Below are 19,771 nucleotides of genomic sequence, written 5' to 3' on the forward strand. Positions count from 1 at the left end.
TCAACCATAATCCTGAGTAGGGGTACACAGAATTACGATGGCAGGCTGCATGACACGGGGAAGCCACCGCGCGCATTCCAGGTAATAATTTACACTTTCGGTGCGCTAGATTTACGGATACGTCAGCCCGCGCAACGCAAAGAGGCCCGGACCTACTCACCGTGAGTAGGTCCGGGCCGGGGTGAGCGTCAGATGTTCCAGCGACGGCCGGTCGCTCCGACGGGGGCCGGGCGCTCGATCTCCGCCGCCATGGTCGTGAGGCAGGTCGCCAAGTCGCGCGCTTCGACGGGCGTCAGCTTGGTCCGGTCGGCCGGGACGGCAATCGAGATGGACCCGCGCTCCCGGTCGGACACCCATGCGAGCACGCGCCCGCCGCTCGACGTGGTCAGCGTGGCCTTGGTCTCGGTCTGAATGGTCAGCATGTGGTCTCTCCTCAGCGCAGGGTGTCGAGCATGGTCCGGGTGGCGGCGTCCGTGAGAACCACCGTTGCCACCGTGCGGCCGTCGGCGGCGCGCAGGTGGAGATCAAAGCGGGTCGGACTCAAGCGGGTCACAGCCACGGTGCCGCCGTCACTGGTCGGGAAGGTCTGCGTCACTTAGTGCCCCCACGGGGGCCCCGGCGGTGCAGGCTGCCCTGAGCAGCCGTCAACTCTTCGGCATGGTCGGCATCCCGGGCCGTGAGTTTGACCCAACGCCGGCCGAACGCGCGCATCCCCTTCGTGCGGGCGTCACGCACGTGGACCACGGTCGTGCCCAGGTCTGCCGCTAGCTCCTCGTCGTTATGGTCGGCTCCGTAGCCGTACAGCGGGCCGTTGATCCCGAAGGACGCCCGCAAGACGGCGGCTTGCCCGTCGCCCATGACGTCGAGCACGCCCCGGACCATCGCGTTCTTCCGGCGGCGTTCCTCGCGCCCGATGTCGTCCGAGGTGATCAGGTCGGCCGGAAGCTCAAGCGCCTCCGACAGTGCGTCCATGGACGTCGGGCAGTCATCCGCCCGGCCGGTCGGGTCGGCCCCACTGGTCGGCACGTCGAGCGACAGCGCGCCCGCCCATGCCATGCGGGCGGCGGACGCCCGGTCGACCCCGAGGCGGCGTCCCTTCGGCGGGACAGTCTGCGACAACTTCTCGGCAAGGTGGACGTCCCCGCCGGACAGTCCGAGCATCTGACCGAAGATCTTCAGCGCGTCTTTGTCAGCCCCGACTCCCCCGTACCGGGCGTCCCGGACGGCGTCGAGCAGGACGCCATCAACCGTCGAATGCACCAGCGCGAAGAACGAGTCAACGTCGTCTCCGGCGAAGCGGGGCAGCGACTCCCAGACAGCTATTCGGCCGACCTGTCGGAACTCGTCCCGGTACTCGGCGAACCGGTCGCCGGTCTCCGACATGCGCCGGGCCGCCTTGTCGGCCAGCGCGTAAACCCGGCCTTCAGTGGCAGCGATGACGGCCGAGATGCCGTCAATGTCCTGCGCCTGAGCTGCGCGGACGTCCTCAATCGTGAGCGTATCCATGGTGATCCCTGTCTCGGGTTTGGCTCTCTCACGTGGGAGTGAGTGAGTCGAAAGCCCGGACAGGGCTCATGGCGCGCTAAGGCCGTTGTGACGTGGGCCACACATGGTTGAGGCCAGAGAACTGACCCCGTCCGGGATGTGTGCGTCGGACGGGGCAAAGCGCTTTGGCCTGTCGTTGCCGGAGCAACTTAGGCAGATCGGCGAAGGGGTCTCAACCGTTGATCGGACATGGAAACCACGGCGTGATCCAGGGTTGTAAATCTGGACCAAAGGCGGATTCCCCTCTCATCCCTTGGAATGAGAGGCGAGCCGCATTTATTGATCTTCGTAACCCTGGCGTGATGACGGAGAGACCCTGAAGAACGAAAACAGGGGACCTACTCACGGTGAGTAGGTCCCCTGTGATCCATTCCACACCTACTCACGTGAGTAGGTGCACGGTCAGTAGTCGGCCCCGTACAGAGAGCCCCAGGAACGGCCGCCAATCTCGGCCTCGGCGTCGATCGGGACGCCGTACAGCGGGAAGCGCATGCAGCGCTCGATCTCCCGGGCGATCTCTTCGGCCCGGTCGGCGGGCACGCTGGCCAACACCTCGTCATGGATCGGCAGGCGCAGATACTCCGTGAGCCCGGCCTCGTCCATGTTGATCATGGCCTGCCCCAAGACGTCACGGGCCGTCGACTGACACGCGTAGTTCGTCACGGCGTACGTCCGGTCCCGGTCGAGCGGCAGCCGTCGGCCGGTCGCGCTCAGGTGGACCATGCCGGTAGCGCGCGCCTCACGCTGCCAGCGCGCGGACGCCCTCTTGATCTCCGGGTACACCCGGTCATACGCGGCCAGCGCCTCCCGGACCTCCGCCATCGGGGCACCGGTCTGCCGCTGGATGGTGTCGGCCCCGCCGCCGTACACCTTCCCGAAGCCGATCCCCTTCGCCAACTTCCGTTGTGCCTTGGTGAAGTTGGGACCGAACACCATGGCGGCGGTGAAGTCGTGCAGGTCACGCCCCCCTAGGATCGCCTCCTGCATCCGCTTGACGTCCGCCAGCGCGGCCAAGACGCGCATCTCGACGGCCGCAAAGTCGGCCGAGATCATAACCTCGTCCTCGTCCGCCAGCAGGCAGCGCCGGATCATCTGGTCGGACGACGGAAGCGTCTGCAACGCCGGGCGAGTGATGGACATGCGGCCGGTGCGCGCTTGAAGCGTGTTGATCATCGGGTGGATTCGGCCGGCTGCGTCGACGGTGTCCAGGAACGTACTCGCGTACGTGGTCCGCCACTTGGATGCCCGCTTGGCCCGGAGGACCGCCGTAGCAAGGGGGTTGGGGGTCCGCACCCCCAACGGCTCCCACTGGAGCGACATGTCAGCCATCCCCAGCAGGACGGCCTTGTCGACCTTGACGGCCCCGCTTGCGGTCGTCTCGGTCAGCGACTCCCCCATGCCCGCCAGTGCATCGGCGACCTGCGCAGTGGAGTTGACGTTGTCGACGCCGTAGCGGGCCGCCTCGGCGGCGAACTCCTCCGCCTCGGCCGCTAGGGCATCGTCCAGCCGTCGCGTGTGCTCGACGTCGAGCACGATCCCCCGGCGCTGCATCACGGCACAGATGCGCGCCAACTCATGTTCGTAGTCCGACAGTTCGCGGCGCACGCCGAGGCGGGACAACTCGCGCCGCTCGATCGGCTCTATTCGCGCGGTCAGGATGACGTCGAGCCCGGCGTACAGGAGATAGGTGGGCTCCGTCAGCGGGATGCCCGCCCAGCCCGTCTCTTTGGTCAGGCCGAGGCTCCGGAAGACCGCCGTCAGCCCGGCCTGAGTGTCCGGCGCGAGACGGTCAACCCAGTAGGCCGACAAGGGTTTCAGGCCGGTGCCTATGCCTCCCTCCTGCGGCTGGCGCGGGTCGATCAGCGCGGCCAGGATCTTCGTGTCCGTCGTGCGCGGGGCGAGCCATTCCAGCGGCACCCTGGCATGCCGGTCCAGGACCAGCCAATCGAACATGGCGTTATGGATGAGCAGTCGGCGGATGCGCCGCAGCGCCGCCCGGACGGCCTCGGCGAACATGCCGCCCCACTCCCAGGGGATGACCCACGCCGTATCGGCGTCGCCGAACTGGACCAGCCGGAGCCGGTACCCAGGCGAGTAGATATCGAGCCCGGTCGTCTCCGTGTCGAGCGCGATCGGGCCGCGCCGGTCGGCCTCCGTGAGCCATGCGGCGAACAGGTCCAAGTCGTCGCGGTCCTGCGGGACATGAACCGTGACCAGGTCCCCCGCAATGGTGTGCCGATAGGTGAGCATGGTCTCTTCTCATGCAAAAGGGGACCTACTCATCGTGAGTAGGCCCCCGTGATCAACTGGGGTGGCGGCGCGGGTTATCGGGCGAAAATGCCCGGCCCCGGGGCGTCCGGCGACGCGTCGGCACGGCGGACGCCAACGAGGGCAATGCCGCGCTCGGTCTTCCGGCGCTGTAGTCCGCGTTCCTCCATGGCGTCGTAGAACGCCCGGCGGGTCCAGCGCTCACGACTCGGCAGGTTCTCCGCCTCGCACCAGTCCAAATAGGCACTGAATGCCTCGGAGCCGTTCAGGACGTGCTCATCCCCAGCGCGCTCAAGTACGCCCGGCAGGAAGCCCGCTAGGGCATCACTGGTCTCCCGGTACGCCCGCCCAGCGGCCGTGATGACGGACGGATCGGCGAGCCCTTCCCGGTGCCACTCGACGGCCCCTCGCACGGCCCATGCGGCAATGCCCTCCGCCTCGGCCAACAGCCGCATGTCGAGCCGGTGATCCCGCTCATGCGGTGCGAACCACCGCTGGAAAGGGATCATCTTCACTCGACGCCACAGACCCTCGTCCTGCCCCCGGAACCGAGGCTTGTGGTTGGTCGCCAGCAGCAGCAGGAACGACGGCTTGAACTCGAAGAACTCTTGCCGGAGGAACCGCGCGGCAATGACGTCCTTGCCGGTCACGCGCTTGAGCACGCCCTCGGACATGGGCTTGCCGGACTCGCCCTCGGAGGCCAGGACGAGACGCGAACCCCTGAGCGCCGCAACATCGTTGGGGATTCCGCCGCTCGGCTTTTCCTCGAACGTCTGGAACGGCGTCGTCTTGCTGATAGCCCGGAAGACCGCCGTAAGCGTGTCCGTAAAGACCGATTTTCCATTCGCGCCCTTGCCCCACAACACGCCGAAACACTGCTCACTGGTGTGCCCCGTGATGCCGTAGCCGATCAACCGGCGCATGTAGTCAGGCAGTTCGGGATGAGCGGGGAACACCTCGGCGAGGAAGGACTCCCAGCGCGGGCACTGCGCGTCCGGCCGATAGTCCAAGTCAACGCAGTAGGTCAGCATGTCGTGTTGGCTGTGCTGGCGCAGTGCGCCAGAGCGCAGGTCCACCGTGCCGTTGCGGAAGGTCAGCGCGTCCGGGCGGGCGTCGAACTCGGCAGCGTCCACGTGCACTCCGGGCACGGACTGTAGCTCGGTCATCAGCGCGTCAATCCGGCTGGTCATGGTGAAGCCACGGGCCTCCGTGGTCTTCCCCGCCAGCACCAGCGCAGCGCCCATGCGGTGAATCTCCTGGCGCACCTTGACGCGGGACTTCTCCCACACACGGCCGGTCCACACGTAGTAGCCCAGCCCCGGCGCGTACTTGATTCGGCCGGCTGTCCAACTCACCAACGCGTGAGCGTTCATGGCGTCGGACTCGCCGTAGCGGGCGACCAGCCCGGCCAGGATGCGGCCCGCTTCGTCGCCCTCGGCCTTGGACACGGTGTCGGTGCCGGTGCGGGCGGTCAGCTCCGCCGACAGGGCCGATGCCTTGGCCGTCTCCTCATCCTCAACGGGGCGGGCCGACTTGACGGCGCGGTGCAGGGACAGGGCGAACCCGTGCGGGTCGGACTCGCGCCACGCTGTGACGTCCTCGGCCCCGTCCGGCAGCGCCAGCGCGTAGGGCCGGATGCCGTGCGCGGACAGACCGGCCGCCAGCGCCGAGACGAACCCCCGCCCGGCCCGGTCGGCGTCGCCAGCAATGATGACCTGCGTCCCCCGGAGCCCGGCCGCCAGCTCGGCCACCAGCTCCGGCGAGGCGACCAGCGACGCGCCCCGGACGGCCACGGCGTCATAGCCGACGGCGGCGACGGTGAGCCCGTCCCCCGGCCCCTCGGTCACGATGGTTACCCCGTAGCCGCCCTGCCCCCTGAACACGCCGTAGGCGGCCCAGTGGTGCCCCTGCGGATTGCTCAACGACAGCCACCGGCCGGGGCAGTTGCCCGAAAGGTCCCGCCCCTGCAACCCGCGCGGCTGGCCGTCGAACCCGAGCAGGGGCACGGTGACGCGCGGGTAGCTGGTGAACGCCCGGGACAGGTACGGCATCGGCGGGCACGGCACGCCCGGCGCGTCCACCCCGATCAGCAGTTCGGACGCGTCACCCTCGCGCAGGCCGAAGCGGTCGAGCAGGTAGCCGCGCGCCCGCTTGGCGACGTCGCTGTCATAGTCGGTCAGCGCAAGGGCCGTTGCGTCCACGTAGGCGGCCAGCGCGGCGAGCGGCGCGGGGCCGACCAGCGCGGGGCGACCGGACGGGACTACGCGGCCGTCGCCGGTCACGTTGAACAGCGCGGACCAGTCGAGCCCGACGGCAGCGATGACGTCGGCCGTCGAGCACCCGGCGCGGCAGGTGAGCCGTGCCTTGCCGTCGTCGCCCCGCCAGATGCGGAGCGAGGGGCGCGAGTCCGGATGAGCCGGGCACAGCGCGAGGTACCCCCCGTCCTGAACCTCGGACACGTCCCCGAACTTGGCCAGCAAATCTGTAAGCGTCATGGTGTGGCCTCCTCTCACCAGTCGTGAGTGAGTCGAAAGCCTGGTTACTCTCTGTACATCCCGCGGGGGTCCGACATGTCCGCTTCTGTCAGCATTGGCGGCTTGCCAGCCTCGGGGCTTTGATCACTCCCAGTAGTCAACGGCCCGCACGTCGGCCAGCAGCGCGGCGAACGCCTCGACGTCCGTGGACAGGTACCAGCGGCCGGTATCCAGACTCCGCAGCGAGGGGCTGAAGGCGTACCGCTCGACCATCTGTCGGGCCGTCAGGCCGAGGATCAGGCGGACGCGGGTCCACGTGCGCACGGCGAAGAACACCCGGCCAGCGCGAGCGCCCTTCCCCCGCGTCTTGTGCACCGCGATGCCGTACGGGTACCCGGCGTGCTTCGCCTCGACGTGGGCCTGCCGCAGCCATGCCGGGACCGCCGGAGCCTTGACGTCCTTGCACTCCAGCACGAACGGCACGGCGTGCACGTCCCCCACGTCCCGCACACCCTCTTGCGCCGCACGGCGGATGTTCATCGGATCGGCCGGCCGCAGGAACGGCGTTACGGCGTCCCGGGTACGCCAGTCTCGCGGGTGATACAGCCCCAACTCCTCATTGAGGTAGTCGCGCACGGCGGATTCCCACGCGGTGCCGCGCGCCTTGTTCGGGTTGCTCATGTGGTCCTTTCGGGAACACAAAGAGGGCCGGACCTACTCACGGTGAGTAGGTCCGGCCCATGGGGGTCGGACTAGTCGGCGACGCCGGGCTGAATCAGGCGGACGTGTTCCGCACTGATCCACTCGGCGCGAAGGGATCGGCGGGCAGTGAACCCGCTCTCAGTGCCCGTCGGGCTCACTTTGAGCATGGGCCGAAGTCGGCCGCCCTCAAGCGAAGTAGTCACCTTGAGGATCACGGCGTCCGTGACCCTCACCCTGTTGCCCTGCCGGGCCGCGTAGGCCACCAGGTCCCCTGGATAAAGTTCCTCACCCGCGTAGTCCGTGATAATTCCGCGCTTACCCAAGGGGGATGCTCCCGTCTTCGTCGTCAACGCCGAACCGGCGGCGGCGCTCATGGATCACAGCGGCCCGATACTCCGTGGGCACGTCCCACAGCGGGGCGCGGACCACGTCGTCAGACACGGTCCGCAGCCACGCGGCGGAGTAGTCGCAGCGCTCAGCGCTCATCGGCCACAGCCGAGTTGTACGACTTGAGAACCTTGATCACGGGCTTCCGGTACGACACGAACCGGCCCGCCTTGGTGGTGTACTCGACCAGCTCAAGCGTGAGGCTGGCCAGCGCCTCACCCTCGACGCGGGACAGGGCCTCTTCGGCTTCGTGCAGCACCTCGGCGAGGGTCCACGCGCCGCTCTGGAAACGGAACTTGCCTAGGTCGTAATCCTCGGCGAGGCGGAAGGTCACGCTGATGGCGGGCTTCGGGCCAGCGAAGCGCTTAGCGCGTTCCTTGCGCTCGGCCAGCGTGGCGGGGCAGCCGCAGCGCATCCCCTTGTCCTCGTCCGGACTCAGGAACTCGACCCCGTCGCAGTGGTGAACGAGCTGGTTGCGGTTCCAGAGCTTCATGTCCGAGTAGATCGCCCCGGGGCCGTCGAGCACGACCAGGACCGACGGCGCGTCAGTCTCGATGTCGATGTAGTTCTCAGACGTCGACTCCGTCTCGACCGGGCGTCCGCCGAACAGCTGCGCGACGGCATCGGCGACCTCCCGGTCACCGGTCGAGAAGCGCCAGTTCTCAAGCGACACCGGCATGTTGTCGACGGCCTTGCCGGAGTGGACCCGGCCGACGGTGTCGTCCGCGAACGTGCTGCGGGTCTTCGGCTTCGCGTCGGGGTCGGTCTCGAAAATGCGCATGGCCATAAGTGCGTCTCTCCTGGAGTCAGTTAGGGAGGGACGAGCGGGCGGGTATCGGCCGTGAGGCGGGGGCGCAACTGCGCCGCTTCCGCTGTGGGCCGGGCATTACACCCGCTCGCCCCCTTACTCGGCTCTAGCGAGTCGAATGCCTACTTCGCGCGGCGCTCGGTGCCGGTCACCAGACGGCCCGCGCTCTGCGCAATGGCCCGACCGATGACGGTCTTTGAGGTCTCGCGGTCCCAGTCGAAGACGCGCCGCAGCGTCAGGAAGACATCGAAAATCTCCTGATCGGCGCGCACGGGCTTGAACGCCCACTGGTCGGGGGTGATGTGCAGGACGGCCGCGCCGTCGAGCTTGGGCATGGGCAGCGCCGTGCCGTCGGCCGTGATGATCCGGTCAGCGTGGGAGTACGCGGACATCTGTAGGGCCACGTCCGGGTACGTCGACTTGGACGTCTTCCAGTCGCACATGATCTGCGCGTCCTCGCCCTGCTGGTCCGGCTTGCCGTCCTCGCCGAGGCGGACCGACAGGATGCCGTCGAAGCTTCCGGCGTACTTGTGCGTGTCGCTCCACGCGACGTCTTCGGCGCGTATGAGGGTCGGCTGCACCCGGTCCAGGAACTCAGCGAAGTGCACCCGGTACGGCTCGATGTCCGGGTGGACCCGGCCGACATACTCGCCACGGATCATCCGCTCGAACAGGTCGTGGGCCTGACTACCGATGTCGGCACGGATGTTGGTGTAGCGGCGGGCAGCGCCCTTTAGGTAGTCGACGGCCCCGGCGCGGTCACGGTCGGCCATCTGCTGCACGAACGGCAGGCTGTCGACGGCCAGCTCAGCAACCATCTTGGCCTGCCAGTAGGCCAGGAACGGCTTCGGCAGCATGCCGAGAATAGACGTCACCCCGGGGTACTTGATCGCCGGGTTCTCCGGGTCGATGTAGAAGCGCGAACCACCGCGCTGGATGGTGCGGACGGTACCGGCCATGTGTGCCCCCTTCGGGCTGTGCGGGCTGTCACATGGCTCTAGTGGGCCGTGAGCCCGGCCGAGGGTCGCCGACGGTGCAGAGGGGCCGCCAGGGGCCGCCAAGGGGGCACGGCTGACGGACTGACGAATCGGGGGTCGGATTCGGCTTGCCTATAGGTTTTCTTACGGGAAACAGAAAAGTAGGTCTGAAACGTCAATCCGTCAGGGATGCGGCTCTGCACCGCTGATCGCCCCTGTATGCCCGACTGCCGTCCTGCGGCGGCCACGCCGGACCGAGGGGCCGAGGGCGGGCCAGCGGGCCGCACACGGGCGCGCAGACGCGAAAGCGCCCCCGGCCGGCCGAAGGGCCAGACGGGGGCGCGGGTAGAGCGGTAGGTCAGATGGTCAGCCGGAGCGCTGCCAGCGCGTCAGCGGCCTTCTGCATGTCCGCGCGGAGCGCCTTGCGCTGGACATCCCCCTTGACCTTCGGGGCGTTCCCGGTCAGCTTCTCGATCAGCTCCGTGATCTTCTCCAAGTTGTTGAACGCACGGGGCGTGCTCTCCCCCTTGTCGTCGCCGTCGTCGCCAGCGTCGCCGCTGTCGTCCGCTCCGCCCTGGTCGTCCTGGTCGTCCTCGGCCTCCGGGTCGAACGAGACGCGCTCGCCCTCGACGGCCGCCAGCGCGGCGACCACGGCCGCGCCCTCCTTCTTGTCCTCGAACGTGCCCGCCAGTGCCTTCCGCTCCGCCTCGGCGGCGGCTTCCTCCAGCGCGATCAGCTTCTTTGCCGCGCGGGCTTCCCGCATCAGCTCGGCGCGGCCCTTCCGGGGAAGGTCGTGGTAGGTGAACACGGCCTCGGACGGGGTCAGGTCCGGGTGCGCGGCAACGGCGGCAGCGAAGTGTTCCTCGACCTCTTCCGGGCTGTGGTCCAGCGCCCGGACGTAGTCGACCAGGACATCCGGGATGACGTTCTGCACAGCCTTCTGCAACTTCTCGTAGGCCGTCCGGGTGTCCTCGCTACGGTCCTCCGACTGCTCAAGAGCCGAGATGAACATGGCCCGGCTGGTCATCTTCGCCGGGTTGCCGACGGCCTTAAGGTCCGGCGCTCCGTTGTGGATCAGGTGCACGCGGGCGTCCACCAGGATGGACGCAATCTCGCGGGCCAGGGTGTTGCCAGCGGCAAACTGCTTGGCACCCTCAGCGATCTTCGCCGCGCCCGCCTCAATCAGCTCCGGCATACCTGCAACGGCCGCATAGTCGGTCGTGTCCGCAACCGTAACCAGCTCGCTACTCTCCGTAGCATCAGCCTCGGCATCCCCGGCGGGGGCCGCGTCCTCGGCGACGGCCGGGGCAGCGGCCTGCACCTCCCCAAGCGCCAAGGTGACCGCCTCGCGCTGTGCCACCGGGATCGTCTTGATCAGCCGCGCAGCCTCGGCGGCCCACGTAGCCGCCGCTTCCGCGTCGCCCCCAGCGTTGGCCTGCTCAACGTTGGCGATGGCCGCGTAGGCAGCCTTGACCTTCTCCTCTGCGGTCTGCCTCTTCGCGGCGGGGGCGGCCTTCTTGGCGGTGGCCATGTTGCTCTCCTTCGTCGTTGCTTGAAAAACCGTACATTGACGAACGTAGCGGATGCGGAACTTGGCGCGCAAGCGTTTCCGAGAGCTTCCCGGCCGACCTACTCACGGTGAGTAGGTCCCCGGAAGACACGAAAGCCCCCCCATGCCAGCGGCACAGTGGGGGCAGTCGGGGCAGGCCAGGGCGTCAGCTTGGGCCGCTAGATCGGCAAGGGTGCCGGTATTGCGGATGACTCGGTCGGCAGGATAGTCGTCAAGCTCGGTCTCGCTCTGATGCTGCACGCCCGTCAACTTCCGTGGACTGAACGGCCGTTCGACGCGGACGAGAATAAATCCCCTGTCACGCAGGGCGGTTGCCTCGTTGAGATACCGGCAGTCCGTGATGACCACGGGCATATTCCAGCGGTCGGCCTCGGCGACCAGGTCGAGCGCCCGCCGGAGCCAATAGTCCGGGGTGAGGTCCCGCACGCCCTGCCCGAACCGTTGCAGGGTGCGACGCACCTCGGGGACGCGCTCCTTCGCACCGTCCCATCCCCAGCGCCGGACGACGTCGGACAGGCGGACGTCGAGATACGCGCAGCCGGCCGATTCGACGCTCACGATGGGGTCGAGCCGGAGCGCGGCGTCTTTCAGCGGCGCGGCGAACGCGACCGGGGTGTAGCCGTGAGCCGACTGGAGCCGGGCGGCAACGGAGTCCTTCCCGCTGCGCGCCCGGCCCATGAGTGCGATGTGGTGCGGCATGGCGACCCTTCATAGGTGGCGTGCTGTCGCACCCCTCCTAGCGAGTCGTCAGCTCACTCCCCCGCGTCGGCGGGCTCGACGGTGGTCGGGGTGTAGTTCACCCGCTGGACCAGCTCACCGGTACCGAGCACGGCAGCGACGACGGTAAGCACCAGCTCCACCGGGATACCCGGGGCATAGTGGGCGACCAGCGCCAGCGCGGCGACGACCACGGCGTAGATGCGGGCTGCATGGGCACGAACGAAGTCCATGTGACTACCTTTCAGGTACTACGGATTGTGACGACTGAGGCGAGGCCGGCAAGCCACTATCTTGGGCAGAAGCGGACGTGACGGACCCCCGCGGGATATACGGAGAGTAATTGTGACGCGCTGTCAGACCTTCGGAACCTTGAGCGCCGCCCAGGTCGCGCTACCGGGGATGCCGTCGGCGGCAGCGCCCCGATAGCCCTGCTTGTACTGCCACTTGGCGTAGGACGCCTGATCGGCGGACGTCCACTGTGCGCCGGGGCCGGACTTGTACGCCGAGCACCCGACGGCAACGAGCCGCTTGCCCATGGCCGTGATGATCGGCGACTTGGGCGACTTCCGGAAGAACGCCGCTCCGGGGAACGGCTCGTAGGCCGGAGCCGGGGCAGCGGGCTTGGCCGGGGCCGGGTCACCGGCAATGGCCTTGGCCCGCCGGACGATCTCCGGAAGCTGAGCAACGACGTTCGCGCCGGGGCAGGACGTGTGCCCACCCCATGCGGCGCCACCCATGCCATGAAATCCAAGGCCCTTGCCGTTCGGGTCAGTTGTGGTCTGGAGCGGGACACCGTACGTCTTGTGCGCCCACGCCAGCACCTCGGCGCAGTGCTGCATCTGCGGGTCGGTGAGCGAGTCGCCCCCCTTGCCCTCGTTCTCGATGCTCAGCCACGTCCGGTTGCCCCCGGCCTGCGCCCATGCCCGGTCAGCGGTGTCGACCCACTGGTACAGCGCCCCGGCCTTGCCGGTGCCGAAGTGCGCCGAAGCCTGCGAGGAAGGGTTGTTGAACCACGCCTCGGAGCCCGCAAGGGTGCCGTCCATGATGTGGATCACGACGCCGTGAACGGAGTCCTGCCCCCCGGCGGTGAAGTTGCGTACGGGACGCCAGGATGCGCCAGCGAATCGAGCCATGTGTGTTCCCTTCATGCTGAAGGGCCGCCCGGAAGTCCCGGACGGCCCTACGTAGTTATCTAGTGAGTGGCAGGCGTCATCCGCCGTAGCGGAGCACGTCCGCCACCGGCATCACGGCCATGCCCGCCGAGGCGACGGCGGCGACGATCGCAGCGAAGTCGGACACGCGGCACTGCCCGGCGTTCGCGGGGGTGGCAGCGTCGGGGATGAGTTCGTGGAACGTCAGGATTAGCCAACTGGCGTTCGCCGCAGCCTTGGCGACGTCGCCCGTGCCCGCTGTGGTCAGCCCGGACGGCTGGTAGGCCCCGGCGTACGTCGAGATGGACGAGATCGAGCGGAGCCGGTACGGGTCGGCCGGCGGGTACGTCTCCTTGGTCCGACTGTGCGTCGTGCGGGCGTAGTTGAAGAACCGGCGGACGACGGACGTAGTCGACTGCCCGTCGGTCGTCAGCCCGTACTGACCCAGTGGGTAGGCCGTGCCGTCGGCCCCTCGGAGCCCGACCGCCCGCAGCCACGCTTTCTCGGCCCGCAGGTCCGCATCGAGCGCATCCGCCGTGACCCCCGTGAAGCTCAGGCCGTGGGTCGCGTCGTGCATCGTGTGCCCGGCAACGTCCCACCCGTACAGGTCTTGCAGCCGGTACAGGTCCGCCAGCGACAGGCGACCGGACCCGTCGAGCATGTCTTGGATGGTGAACGCCGAGGCGGCCCACCCGCGTGCGTCGAGCAGGGGCTTGGCCAGCGCGACGGCCGAGGCGTACGAGTCATCGAAGCAGAACGAGACGACGCCGGATGGGAACACGGCGGACCCGTCGGGGACCAACTCGACGGACTGCACGTGCAGGGCGGCCTTCGCCCCGCCGCCGACATCGATCACGTGGAACCGCACGTCAGTAAGCGCGTTGCGGGTCGGCGTGCCCGTCACGGTGGCGTCGTGCCAGGACAGCGTGACCGTCAGCCACTCCCCCGACGTAACGAAGTTGCTGCCCTGCGCCGTCCCGGAGACGGCCCACTTGTAGTAGTTGGCCCAGGTACCGCCGTTGCCGAGGTAGACGTTCAACGCGCTCATCGCCGTGATGTCGTCCACCTTGAGGCGGACCCGCAGCACCTTCGCGGTTGCGTCGGCGGCCGGAAGTCCCGTACGGGACAGGTACGTCGTCGCGGCCGTGCCGCCGGTCGTGATCTTCGCGGCCTGCGTGCCGGACACGTAGTCGGTCGTGTCGTTGAGCGTCGCCACGCCACCGGACGGCCCGCCGGAATCCATGGTGAAGCCGTGCCCCGGCTGCATGTTGGTGAGCACGGTCACCGGCTGACGCCGGGCAGGCAGCCGGAGCGTCGGCGCGAGTGCGGCCCCCGGGACGGGCAGGGCCGACAGCGGGACGAGCGTGGACACGTCGGGGGCAGGACCGGGCGGGCCAGCGGGACCGGCGGGGCCGGGCACCGTGGACGGGTTGCCGTCGGGGCCGGGGCTGCCCTGGGGACCTGCGGGGCCGGTCGGCCCGGCGGGGCCGGGCACGGTCGAGTCAGCTCCCGCAGCGCCGGGGGCACCAGGAGTGCCGGGGTCACCCTTCGGGACGGGCACGGTCGATGCGGCACCGGCCGGCCCAACTGGACCGGCGGGGCCGGGGACTGTGGACGCGGGGCCGACGGGTCCGGCGGGACCGGGGACACCGGCCGGACCGGCGGGGCCGGGGACGGCTACGTATGTCGGGGTGCTCGGGTTCGCCGGAGCGATGTCGGATAGCTCGACCTCGTCCGGGCCGTCCGACGGCAGCGCGATGGCGTACGGGGGGCGTCCGTGCGCACCTGTAAGCGCCTCCCGAACGGTGTAGGTCCATCCGGTCGGGTTCATGCCTGCGGCGTCCGTGGCGGGCAGCAGGACGGTAAACGCGCCCGTCTCGTCCAGCGTCGCCTTGACCGCACCGGCCAGGATCACATCCGAGCCGGGGAAGGTCAGCAGCGCGGGCGGCGTGAACAGCACGTAGCCCGCAAGGGGCGTGATGTTGTCGAGCGCCCGGTACCGGCCACGGACAAGGATCATGCGTATTGCGTCGGGCAAGGGATCTCCTCACGGGACTTACTCACGGTGAGTAGGTCATCAGTTGTGGCCGAGGGCACGGGCACCCTCGATCGCCAGCGCGCCGAGGGACGTCACAGCGGCGACGGGCAGCGCGTAGCGCCAGCGCTCAAGCGCGCGAATGCGCTCTTCGTGGTCCTGCTGTCGGGCCGTTACGGCCTCACTGGCCTGCGTCAGCGAGCGGACGTCCTCCCGGAGGCCCACGATTTCGTCGTAAATCTCGCGGGCGCTGATGGTCACTCCCAGGGGGTCACTCACTGCGGAGTCTCCTCAACAGCCATGAGGATCGGGTCAGTCGCGTCTACGGTGCCGTCCGGCGTGGTGTCGTCCACCTGCGGCGAGTCGGGCACGTTGTAGAGCGCCCCCGGCGAGACGTACACCCGGCCACCGCTGGCGGCGAGTGCCTGCACGGTGATGGTCGCCGTGTCCCCGTAGTCGAGCCCCATGGGGGCCGAGAATGCGCACATGCCGAACGTCAGCGCGGTGCCGGAGACGCTGGCAGCGGTGCCGACAGGGACGCCGTTGACTAGCACCTGGACCGAGCCGCCGACGGTCGCCCCGAAGGTGATCGCGGCTTGCAGGTTGGGCAGTTGAACAAGCCCGCTGCACTGGTAGATCGTCGTCCACGCGGTTGCCGTGGTGGACGGCCACGTAGTCGAGTCCTGCGGCCGGAGCGCCGGGAACGGCAGCGACGCGACGACCGCCCCGCCCTTGCTCCCGGACAACTCCCGGACGGCCGCCTCAAGTCGCCGGATTCGGTCGCTGTAGTCCTGCGGCACGGTGGCCATCGTCATACCGCCTCTAGGTAGATTTCTGCGCTCTCTGCCGTCCCGCGCGTTGCGGCGGTCACGGCCATGCCGACGACGCGGTAAGTCGCGTCGTGGCCGTCCGGGTACCAGACGTCCCGGACGCGGAGCCGGACCGGTGCCCCCAGCAGCGCCGGACTGATCTGCCCGTCCGGCCGGACCGTCACGGCCGGGATCGCCACCGGGGCCGCAGCCGCCGCCAGGTCGGCCCGCGCGTGCGCGTTCAGCGTCGGCAGCTGGTTCACGGAGTTGTAGTCACTCGACCCGTCGAGCCGGGGCCAGCCCGCCGCCGTCGCCGTGGTCATGTAGACGCCGGACATCAGCGGGACGGAGTCGCCCGTCGTGCTCTGTGTGTCCGTCGAGCCGCGCGACTGCCACGCCGTAGCCATGCCGGTTGCATCCGTCGGCCAGGAGTAGGAGACGACGTTGCCGGGGTGCGTCAGCATGATCGGGGCGTCGCCGGTCCGGATGACGGGGTACCCGAGTTGCAGAGCCTTGGTCCGCCGGCCAGACGCCGGGTCGTGGTACGTCGAGATCCGCCACTCGAACCCGCCCTCGACGGCTGCAAGTTGGTCAAGCAGGTCCCGGACCACAGGCAGGTCAAACCGGCTGTACGTCCGGTCCCGGAGTACGCCGGAGCGCGCGGCGTCGAGTTGGATGCCGATGTCACCGCCGGGCTGCGCTGCCGCGTAGCGGAACAGGCTCCGCGCGATGGTGAACTGATCGGCCTGCGTGAACGTCTGGTCGGCGAAGATGAGCCGGTGGTCAAAGTAGCTTTCGAAGCTGCCCGCCTGGATGTCGACCTTGACGGCCCCGCGCGCGTCGCTCGACGGCGTCGCCGTCCAGAGGATGCCGCCCCACCACACGGCCCCCGCTCGCTCGACCCAGACGGCCGTACGGCCCGGGACGGTGGCGGCCCGGACCCGGCGGGCCATGTCGGCATCCGGGACCGGCAGAGAGCCGCCCAGGGTGCCTGTCTTGCCTATCCACGTGTCGAACGTGAGCCCGGCCACTTGCAGGATGTCGATCACGCGGTCAGTCAGCAGGTCGGCGAACACGACGCGGTAAGCGGCCGGTTGGACCGGGTCGCCGTCGCCCTGGCCGTCCGGCGCGCCGTCGCCGGGCACCAGCGGGACCGAGTCGAGCGGGCCGACCACGGACACGACAGCGTCCACGTAGGCGGCGAACGCCGGGGTCCGCTGGCCCGACTCGCGCATCTTGCGGGACGTGTCCCCGTTCGGGAAGAACGATGCCCGCAGCGCCGCCGTCATCTCCAACTGCACGCCCATGCCGGACGCGTTGCGGTTGGTGATGTTCAACGGGTCGTTGCCGTTGACGTCCTCGGACGTCTGCCAGTCGACGGCGAACCCGGCCGCCGTGAGCGCCTGCCCGATGCGCGCCTTAAGGTCGGCGTCCCCGCCGCCCAGGTGCGTCACCAGGTCCGTGCCGGACAGGCCATGGTAGGAGACGGTGCGGGCCGCGTAGCGCTGCACATCGACCGTCAGCGGCTCATCGAACCGAGTGGACGTGATGTGCAACTGAGTGTTATTCGCCGACTGGATACCGACCAGCGCGGCGTACGTGCCGCCCGTGGCCGACGCGACGGCGGACGCCAGCTCGGACGTGCCCGCCTCGATCGCACCACCATGGATGGCGATGTGCGAGACACGCGACGACGTCCGGCGAACCTCCCGCCGGTAGTCGACGTTCTCGACCTTCGCGGCGGCGAGGGCCGCCCAATTGGTGTACGTGTCCGCCATGTTGAGCGGCACCCCTTTCTAGCTGGCCGTCTCGTAGCGGACCTGAAACCGCATGTGGCACGTGGAGTTGGACCACGTGTACCCGGCGGTGCCAACGGAGACGTACTGATGCGACGCGTTCGGAGCCCACAGAGCGACGGTGGTAGCACTCGGCTCGACAAACGTGGACACCGGCCGCCAGAGCGAATCCGCCTGGCGGAACTTCCCCGAGCCCTCCCAGCCGAGCCAGCCACCGGCCGCCAGAGCGGCCACGGGCAGACTCGCGGTGACGTTGCCCGTGCCGAGGCTCGATCCGGAGCCCCATTCCAGTACGCCGACGGCGTCCACCGTGCGGCCAACCTTTCGGTACCGCCCACGACTCACAGACGCCCCCAGGGCCGTCAGCCCGGACCACGTCGGCGTGTAGGTGGTCCACGCACCCTCGGCGTTGCCGTCGAGATAGGGCACCCAAGACGCGGACCCGTCCCAGCGCTCAAGCACGCCATTGTTGTCCCGGTACTGCCCGGCGTAGACCCCGGCCCAACTGTTCCCCCAGCCAGACGGCGTGATGCCGCCCAGGCCGACCGTGTAGCGCCGTCGATCGGCAACGCCCGTGGTCCAGTTGATGCCGCCGTTCCCGGCCGACGCCCCAGCGGGCACGGACACTTCGTAGAGCTTTTCCGCTGTGTTGCTGGCGACCGGCGCGACCGGCTGCGCGGCGGGTGTGCCCTGCACGATCTCTAGGGCGGCCTGGTACCGGCCGGACGAGTCGAACGCGCTGTCGTAGACGCGGACCATGATCGCGTCGATACGGGGGTACGTGGCGTCCCCGTCGGCAATGGTCAGCGTCTCGACAGTGTCCTGAGCTACGGGGTAGGCACCCTGACTCGCCCCGGCCCCCATGATGAGCGCCCGGCCGTAGCCGATGGTGCACTGCATCGCACCGGACCCGGCCGTCAGAGGGAACGTCCCCGGGGACGGCAGGCAGCCCCCTCGCGACGACAGCGGGCCGTTCGGCTGGTACGTGCCGATCGGCACGACGCGGGTGTCCTGGCGCGACTGCCCGCCGCCGGGCGAGTCCCGGTTGAGTAGCCATCCGCTACGCATCTGATCTCCTGTCAGTAGTCACAACGAACCCCCCTCGGCCGGCCGAAGGGGGCGAGAATCAGGGAGGGGGCTCACCAGTACGCCGACCGCCACGTGAGGGATGCGGACGCCGTGGTGCCGACGCCCCCAACACCCGTGCCTCGGAAGGCGAGCGAGGTAGCACCGGGGGTCAGCGTGAACCCGGCTTCGGGCACGCTGCGCGTCGTCGCGGCGTAGAGCCGTGAGGCGGTCCCGTTAAGGGTGACCGTGCCTGCGTACGTATCTATAACTAGTGAGTCGTCAGCCGACAAAGGCACGTTGTACTCAAGTCGCTCCCCGGTCGCCACGTTCCGAACCGAAGGCATTGTCACCGGCCCAGTGATGGTGATCACCGGGTGCGCCGGGGCGTCCCCGAAGTTCCACGCCGTCATGTCGCCGGACGCCCCGGGGGTGCCCCAGTCGTACGGGTCCACCAGGCCCGAAGCCAGCGGGGCCGACACGAACAGCGCCGTCCGGCCGACCAGCACCCGCGCCGGGGAAGGCACGGCCGCCCACTGCATCACAGGCCGGGCATACGCGGCCGTGGGCGGGGCCGTGCCGGTGACCGACACTCCGTCGCCGACGGTCGAACTGATGAACGTGCCCGTCGAGTCGAGCCACAGCAGCAGCAATTGAGCGCCGGTCGCACCAACTCCGCTGTAGGCCACGAACTGCGCCGTCTGCCCGGGGGCAATCGGGAATCGGTTCGGGCTCGGGACGGCGGAGTTGGCCCACACAAGCTGAGCCGGGGCCGTGATGGACGCCGCTCCGACGGTGTAGTAGAGCGCCCCGCCGGAGCCCAGCGACATCGTTCCGCCCTGCTGGTTGTACCAGTTGGACGCCGTCGACCCCAGGCCCGCAGCCTGTGCCGGGGCGAGCATCTGCACCGCCTCACTGCCGTCCGTGCCCCAGTCAATGCCGGGCTCCGGAGTCGGCAGCGTGGTGGCGACGCTCTGCGCCATCGGGTCATAGCGGCGCGGGTCGCTGCACTCCCAGACCAGTGACCCGACGGGGTCGCCCCGGGTGTACGCCCGGTCCGCCGACAGCGCGCGCCGCACGACGCGCCCGCGCATCACTCGACGGCACCCGGCAAGCTGCACGGCAAGCCAACTCTCGGACTGCCGCACGGTCGTCGCCTGCCGCAGCACGTCGAGCACCGCCGGAAGCTGGCCGAGCGAGTCCGCCGTCACCTCGAAGTCCCATTGCAGGGTGCGGGTTGAGGCCAGCAGCGCGCCGGGCCACGCCCCCGAGAGAGAGGGCATGGCCACGGTCGAACTGTCCAGGTCGGGGAGGTCGTCCCACCCGGAGAGCGAGACGCCCGCATAGGGCGTCCCCTCGCCGAGCAGGACGCCCCGCCACTGCATCTGCCCGTCCTGCGTGATCAGATCATCTAGCGCCATGGGTCGCACCTACTCACGGTGAGTAGGTCAGCGGTTGCCGACA

General features: G+C 69.0%; 19 protein-coding genes. All 19 read right to left on the bottom strand.

All coding sequences use genetic code 11. The annotated features are described in order from the left end of the window. Positions 1-188 precede the first annotated feature (188 nt). Entirely contained in the window at positions 189-422 is a 234-nt protein-coding gene (locus tag GXP74_RS31565; protein WP_182454676.1) for a hypothetical protein, read from the bottom strand. A gap of 11 nt (positions 423-433) precedes the next feature. Beyond that, complete coding sequence (locus tag GXP74_RS31570) at positions 434-595, bottom strand: hypothetical protein (protein ID WP_182454677.1); 162 nt, start codon at positions 593-595, stop codon at positions 434-436. Further along, entirely contained in the window at positions 592-1,506 is a 915-nt protein-coding gene (locus tag GXP74_RS31575) for a hypothetical protein (protein WP_182454678.1), read from the bottom strand. Before GXP74_RS31575 ends, GXP74_RS31570 begins: the two co-directional genes overlap by 4 nt. 441 nt (positions 1,507-1,947) lie before the next feature. After that, positions 1,948-3,795: a DNA polymerase gene (locus tag GXP74_RS31580; RefSeq protein WP_182454679.1), complete on the bottom strand. Its 1,848-nt coding sequence runs from the start codon at positions 3,793-3,795 to the stop codon at positions 1,948-1,950. A gap of 74 nt (positions 3,796-3,869) precedes the next feature. Continuing rightward, positions 3,870-6,308 carry a phage/plasmid primase, P4 family gene (locus GXP74_RS31585; RefSeq protein WP_182454680.1) on the bottom strand — a complete coding sequence of 813 codons (2,439 nt, stop codon included), beginning with the start codon at positions 6,306-6,308 and terminating at the stop codon, positions 3,870-3,872. A gap of 123 nt (positions 6,309-6,431) precedes the next feature. Beyond that, positions 6,432-6,968 (bottom strand): hypothetical protein, encoded by a 537-nt coding sequence (locus GXP74_RS31590; RefSeq protein ID WP_182454681.1) that lies wholly within the window; start codon positions 6,966-6,968, stop codon positions 6,432-6,434. A 71-nt stretch (positions 6,969-7,039) separates the two neighbouring features. Then, positions 7,040-7,363, bottom strand: coding sequence for a hypothetical protein (locus GXP74_RS31595; RefSeq protein WP_225448337.1), 324 nt, complete (start codon positions 7,361-7,363; stop codon positions 7,040-7,042). Positions 7,364-7,464: 101 nt separating this feature from the next. Next, positions 7,465-8,163 (bottom strand): hypothetical protein, encoded by a 699-nt coding sequence (locus GXP74_RS31600; RefSeq protein ID WP_182454682.1) that lies wholly within the window; start codon positions 8,161-8,163, stop codon positions 7,465-7,467. A 143-nt stretch (positions 8,164-8,306) separates the two neighbouring features. Next, on the bottom strand, positions 8,307-9,143 hold the full coding sequence (locus tag GXP74_RS31605) for a hypothetical protein (protein WP_182454683.1): 837 nt from the start codon (positions 9,141-9,143) through the stop codon (positions 8,307-8,309). 376 nt (positions 9,144-9,519) lie between these two features. After that, positions 9,520-10,692 carry a hypothetical protein gene (locus GXP74_RS31610; RefSeq protein WP_182454684.1) on the bottom strand — a complete coding sequence of 391 codons (1,173 nt, stop codon included), beginning with the start codon at positions 10,690-10,692 and terminating at the stop codon, positions 9,520-9,522. 102 nt (positions 10,693-10,794) lie between these two features. Further along, complete coding sequence (locus GXP74_RS31615; RefSeq protein WP_182454685.1) at positions 10,795-11,430, bottom strand: hypothetical protein; 636 nt, start codon at positions 11,428-11,430, stop codon at positions 10,795-10,797. A gap of 53 nt (positions 11,431-11,483) precedes the next feature. After that, on the bottom strand, positions 11,484-11,681 hold the full coding sequence (locus tag GXP74_RS31620; RefSeq protein WP_182454686.1) for a hypothetical protein: 198 nt from the start codon (positions 11,679-11,681) through the stop codon (positions 11,484-11,486). Between the two features lie 123 nt (positions 11,682-11,804). Beyond that, positions 11,805-12,584, bottom strand: coding sequence for a peptidoglycan-binding protein (locus GXP74_RS31625; protein ID WP_225448338.1), 780 nt, complete (start codon positions 12,582-12,584; stop codon positions 11,805-11,807). A gap of 76 nt (positions 12,585-12,660) precedes the next feature. Next, complete coding sequence (locus GXP74_RS31630; RefSeq protein ID WP_182454688.1) at positions 12,661-14,622, bottom strand: polysaccharide deacetylase family protein; 1,962 nt, start codon at positions 14,620-14,622, stop codon at positions 12,661-12,663. Positions 14,623-14,679: 57 nt separating this feature from the next. Further along, a complete protein-coding gene (locus GXP74_RS31635; protein ID WP_182454689.1) occupies positions 14,680-14,916 on the bottom strand; it encodes a hypothetical protein in 237 nt (78 codons plus the stop codon). Further along, a complete protein-coding gene (locus tag GXP74_RS31640; protein ID WP_182454690.1) occupies positions 14,913-15,452 on the bottom strand; it encodes a hypothetical protein in 540 nt (179 codons plus the stop codon). The genes GXP74_RS31635 and GXP74_RS31640 overlap by 4 nt, the downstream gene beginning before the upstream one ends. Beyond that, positions 15,449-17,224: a poly-gamma-glutamate hydrolase family protein gene (locus tag GXP74_RS42350; RefSeq protein WP_182454691.1), complete on the bottom strand. Its 1,776-nt coding sequence runs from the start codon at positions 17,222-17,224 to the stop codon at positions 15,449-15,451. The genes GXP74_RS31640 and GXP74_RS42350 overlap by 4 nt, the downstream gene beginning before the upstream one ends. A gap of 18 nt (positions 17,225-17,242) precedes the next feature. Next, a complete protein-coding gene (locus GXP74_RS31650) occupies positions 17,243-18,310 on the bottom strand; it encodes a hypothetical protein (RefSeq protein ID WP_182454692.1) in 1,068 nt (355 codons plus the stop codon). A gap of 71 nt (positions 18,311-18,381) precedes the next feature. Beyond that, on the bottom strand, positions 18,382-19,728 hold the full coding sequence (locus tag GXP74_RS31655; RefSeq protein ID WP_182454693.1) for a phage tail domain-containing protein: 1,347 nt from the start codon (positions 19,726-19,728) through the stop codon (positions 18,382-18,384). Between the last annotated feature and the right edge of the window lie 43 nt (positions 19,729-19,771).

This window comes from Streptacidiphilus sp. P02-A3a (assembly GCF_014084105.1).
Taxonomy (GTDB): Bacteria; Actinomycetota; Actinomycetes; order Streptomycetales; family Streptomycetaceae; genus Streptacidiphilus.